Source organism: Microbacterium sp. HSID17254, assembly GCF_003989315.1.
In the GTDB taxonomy this organism is placed as follows: domain Bacteria; phylum Actinomycetota; class Actinomycetes; order Actinomycetales; family Microbacteriaceae; genus Microbacterium.
The window spans coordinates 1-4,396 of sequence record NZ_RBLT01000078.1 but is presented as its reverse complement, the minus strand read 5'-3'; the positions used below and the strand labels follow the sequence as shown (position 1 = coordinate 4,396).

Annotated in this window: 6 protein-coding genes; 4 read left to right on the top strand and 2 right to left on the bottom strand. The window is 68.7% G+C overall.

Translation table 11 applies throughout. From position 1 onward, the window contains the following. Positions 1–740: 740 nt before the first annotated feature. The 3 genes from D8M34_RS17660 to D8M34_RS17650 all read left to right on the top strand — a co-directional run bounded on the left by D8M34_RS17660 (position 741) and on the right by D8M34_RS17650 (position 2,356). Positions 741–1,160 (top strand): hypothetical protein, encoded by a 420-nt coding sequence (locus D8M34_RS17660; protein WP_126894681.1) that lies wholly within the window; start codon positions 741–743, stop codon positions 1,158–1,160. A 291-nt stretch (positions 1,161–1,451) separates the two neighbouring features. Next, on the top strand, positions 1,452–1,988 hold the full coding sequence (locus D8M34_RS17655) for a hypothetical protein (protein WP_126894680.1): 537 nt from the start codon (positions 1,452–1,454) through the stop codon (positions 1,986–1,988). Continuing rightward, positions 1,985–2,356: a hypothetical protein gene (locus D8M34_RS17650; RefSeq protein ID WP_126894679.1), complete on the top strand. Its 372-nt coding sequence runs from the start codon at positions 1,985–1,987 to the stop codon at positions 2,354–2,356. The genes D8M34_RS17655 and D8M34_RS17650 overlap by 4 nt, the downstream gene beginning before the upstream one ends. A 25-nt stretch (positions 2,357–2,381) precedes the next feature. Here D8M34_RS17650 and D8M34_RS17645 read toward each other — a convergent pair whose 3' ends face one another. After that, positions 2,382–3,272, bottom strand: coding sequence for a hypothetical protein (locus D8M34_RS17645; protein ID WP_126894678.1), 891 nt, complete (start codon positions 3,270–3,272; stop codon positions 2,382–2,384). A gap of 174 nt (positions 3,273–3,446) precedes the next feature. Here D8M34_RS17645 and D8M34_RS17640 point away from each other — a divergent pair, with 174 nt between their 5' ends. Further along, positions 3,447–3,896: a relaxase domain-containing protein gene (locus D8M34_RS17640; RefSeq protein ID WP_126894677.1), complete on the top strand. Its 450-nt coding sequence runs from the start codon at positions 3,447–3,449 to the stop codon at positions 3,894–3,896. Positions 3,897–3,927: 31 nt separating this feature from the next. On the opposite strand, the gene D8M34_RS17635 is transcribed toward D8M34_RS17640, so the two are convergent. Further along, a partial coding sequence (locus D8M34_RS17635; protein WP_126894676.1) for an ATP-binding protein occupies positions 3,928–4,396 on the bottom strand: 469 nt, incomplete at its 5' end.

The window sequence follows — 4,396 nt, the reverse complement described above, 5'->3', positions numbered from 1 at the left end:
CGGGGCGGTTCCCAACTCCCTGCGAAGAGAAGGGGCGCTTTCGCGTGCCCAGAGTAACCCCTGTGCGTGCACATGCGCACGCACCACACCGAGTGCATCGTGCGGACGCCACGCGACGACCACCGATGGCGACCGAGTGCCGGAGGACCACCTACGGCCGTCGGCGAGCAGCTCGCCGAGTCCGAGCCGGGGGTTTCGCAGTGCACCCGGGTTGGCGCGGCCGGGTCCCTGCCGGTCGAGTCGTGGTCACTGACCAGCACGAAGCTCGTGCATGGCTGGACCAGATGCTCGACGAGGAACTGTGGCGTGCGGACCGGCTTCGAACCAGCCGCGCGATTCTGCCACCCCTCGTCGAGGCGATGGACTGGCGAACCGGCCTGGTGACCGGCGCGCCCCGCGATAAGGCCGCTCAACGGGCTGCGGTCAGCACACGGACGGTGAGCCGAGTCCTTGCCTGGGCCGCCCAGGTCGGGCTCCTGGTTTGCGTCGAGGGAGGCGCCACGGCTGAGTTCCTAGGCGTCACTACCAACCGCGCTCCGGCCTACGTCTTCACTGCCCAGACAGGCATGCCGGCCCCCCCCCGGACGCGGGGGGCGGTGGCTCATGGTGTGGACAAAAATGGCAACCCCCCCGCATCTTGCGTAAGCACTCAAACCCTTGCGCACGAGGGCGCGAAGCGCGCTTCACAGAAGCGGCGAGTCTGGCCGGGTCGGGACCGGGCCAGAGATAGCCAAGAGCGAATGGCCGCGACGCAGACGGTCTTGGACCGAGCGGGGGTCCGCCGCGTCCCGGCGTGGAAGGCGTCGGCGATGCTGGCGCGCTGGTGGCGCTCTGACTGGTCGGTGGCAGGGCTGCTCTATGCAATCGACCACCACCCAGACCGACCTGGAGAGTCCCGAGGTGACGCGATCCGAGGTGCCCGCGACCCGCTGGCCGTGATCGGGCATCGGCTCGCCGCATGGACCGGCCGCGAGTACGAGCTGCCCACCTCGGTCCGGGCCGTCGACCCGGACGAGCGCCGTCGCCGAGCGGCACGTCTGGCCGAGCAGTTCAACGAGCCCGCCCAGCAACCGCGGTGCACCGTTTCCACCACGGTCGGCCGCCAGCAGGCCCGGGAGCTGTTCGCCAGCGCTCAGCGGGCACGTCGGGCTGCTTCGTGATCCCTGCCGTTCTTGTGGACATGTGTGGTCGTGCATGTGTGTGGGTGTGTTGGTGTGCACAGATGCGCTCAGACTACGCGAGCGTGAATGAGTATCCGCTTCTGATTGGATAAACAGGCATTTCGGGTGCTTGCAGGGCAGATAACGCCTGCGGGTCGCGTTTTGGCAGGTCGGTCGAGCCGATATCGCACATTATGTTCGATCGAGCCCAGTGAGACCGCTTGCTATCGCTTGCAAGATCTAGCGTCAGGATTACCTAACAAAGAGGCATCGTCAGGGTATCCTGACAGTATGGGATGGACCTGGGACACTGGTTACGGACCGGCCTACGAACACGAGGGCTACGCCGCCGCGGTCCCCGATGACGACACAGTCACCGGGACCCACGACGATCTGACTAACAGCCGGTTCGTGGGCTGGCGCGCCGCATGTGTCTGCGGCTGGCGCGGGGAGCGGTTCTGGTCCCGTGCGGAGGTAGTGGCCACAGACTCTCTCTACGCCGAGCAGGTCGCGCTCTATCCGAGTTCAGCCAGTGTCGCCCCGGAGTCGGTGGAGGGCCCCGAGGAGGGCGAGGGTGCTCAGGGAGAGTGGCGTACGCACCTGGGCGAGGCGCTGCCGGGGCTTGCGGTGCACGATGCCGCGGTTCGGTTGGCTGAGATCCGCGAGGAGCTGGACACCGCGGTCGGCCGGGCCCGGGCTGCCGGGGCGTCCTGGACAGTGATCGGTGACGCGGCCGGCCTGACCCGCCAGTCGGCCCACGAACGCTGGGGAGCGGCCTTCCCGCCCCCGCCCCGTTCGACGGAGGCCAGGACGAGGAGCACGCGATGAGCACCTGCACCCACCCCGGGGCGCACGTCCACGGCCTGGTCGGTTCCGGACCGGTCGCCGTGGCGCCCGAGGAGACCCGGCTCGCCCTGGAACCAGCCGAGTGGGGCCACCTCGACGAACCGTTGCGCCGCGGGGAGCGCATGTCGGCCGCGATCGGGGCGTGCAGCAGTTGCGGGGCGCTGGTGGTGTCGGTGTCGACCTGGCACCCCGCCGACGGTCAGGGGGAGCACGCGGTGCAGTACCGGACTCCCTGGACTGCGATGCACGGTCCGAACTCGGCTGAGGCGGTACCGGCCGATCCTGCGGCGCGGCCGCCGCTCCCGGTGACGCTGGTGGGGTTCGGCGGTCAGGATCGGACGCCCCGTTGAAGCTGAGCCAAGGGACCGGCGGGTGCTATCGGGGGAGCCAGTCCCACCGGTCCGGGGACCGACGGGCGGCTGCGGCCGCGAGCGAACCCAGTGGTTCTGAGGCGAGGTCGTGCACGCAGGTGAGTAGCTCGACGGCGCGGTCCCCGAGCTGATGGCGCGCGGCTGCGGCTTCGTCGTGGGGAGTGGCCCCGCAGACGGTGCAGCAGTACCGCCCGAACCCGGTCCGGGTGATCTGGCAGTCGCGATCGAGCGCGGTCACCACCTCCACCAGGACGTCGGCGGGGTCCCTGCCGGTCCCGGCCAGCCGCCGACCGGAGGCACACGAGAGTTTCCCGGCGCCGTCGATGTCGGTGATCGGCAACCAGGGCCGGAGCATTTCCGTCCATTCCCGGGTGGCCCCGTTCTCCGTCATCTGCGGTGACGGATTGATGATCCCGTTCTCGTCCCACACAGGGCTGTCCGGATCGCCCCACACCTGGTAGCTCCGTTCGAGACGGGCGCATTCCTCCGGTGTGAGAACGACCCCGGTCGCGATTACGCGGTGCACCACTGCCGACCGGCACCGCCGGAATGTCTTGGGGAAGTGGCGGTAATCCGGGTCCGGCCGGTCGACTTCCGGCCGCACTTCGTAGACGTCTCCCGGAATCGTGCGGCCGAACGGATCCACGTAGCGGCTCGCGTAGGCACGGGCGGAGCCCTCGTCAGCCGTGACGTACACCCAGTCCGGCGAGTACTCCGCCCCCGCCATCGCGTAGGTGTAGGCGATGCCGAGCGCCGTAGCGCTGACCAGGCGCGCCCCCGGGCGCAGCCCTGGCGTCCCGCCGTGGAACCAGCGTCCTGCACCGCGACGCCCCGGCGTCGTGTCCTTCGACCGTCGCGCGCCGCTGCCGCGACGCCTGTCTCTCGATGTCGCCACAGGCGCACCATACGGGCCGCCACCGACACCCAGCTGTCCGTTGCACGCTCAACCACAACCCAACATCAGCACCTGTACTCAGCACTTTCGATCTTCAAATCGTGTCAGCAGCTTCTCGCTACACACACCTATGCACAGTGTTGTGATCTTGGTCGGCTCCGGTACGATGGGTTCGTGCTGCGCATCACCGCCATCGGCTCCGGAGCGGTCGAGTACCTGCTCCGCGGGTCGGGCTGCCGCGAGCACGCTCACGAGGCGGCTGCCGGGCAGCAGGGGCCGGGGTACTACACCGCAGCGGTGGAGCACGGCGAGGCCGTCGGGCGCTGGGCCGGGTCGGGTATGGACGCAATGGGCCTAGATTTCCGCGACGGGGACTCTGTGAATCCGGCTGACGTTCGGGCGGTTTTCGGGCAGCCCCGTCGACCGGAGTCGACCGAGGAGGCGCCGGTCTATCTGGGTCGCCGGCCTGCGAAGTACAAGACTGAGCAGGAGCGATACGACGCGCTGGTCGCGAAGGAGTCCGGCGAGGTGTCGCCGGAGCGTGAGCGGGAGCTGCGCAACCAGGCAGCTACGGATGGTCGGCGTCCCGTTGCTGTCAACGGCGGGTTTGGAGTGACCCCGTAACGACGGACTGGGACTGACCCCCTGTCGGTTCTCAGTCGTTGCTGGCGCGGTTGTGCTTGGCCAGGAGTTCGCGGCGGGCGCGGGTGCGGGAGGAGGCCCCGGGCAGGGTCAGGATCTCGGCGTGGTGGACGAGACGGTCGATCATGGCTGCGGCGACGACGTCGTCGGAGAACGTCTCGCCCCACCGGCCGAACGGCAGGTTGGAGGTGACCATCACCGAGCCCTGTTCGTAGCGGGAGGCGATGAGCTGGAAGAACAGGTTCGCCGCGTCCTGGTCGAACGGGATGTATCCGACCTCGTCGATGATGATCAGTTTGTAGCGGCGGATCTTCTCCAGCTCTGCCTCGAGCCGTCCGCTCTGGTGCGCGGCGGACAGTCTGGTGATCCAGTTGCTGGCGGTGTCGAACAGGACCGAGTAGCCAGCGTGCGTAGCCTTGACCCCGAGCCCGATCGCAAGGTGGGTCTTCCCGATCCCGGGCGGGCCGAGCAGGATCACGTTC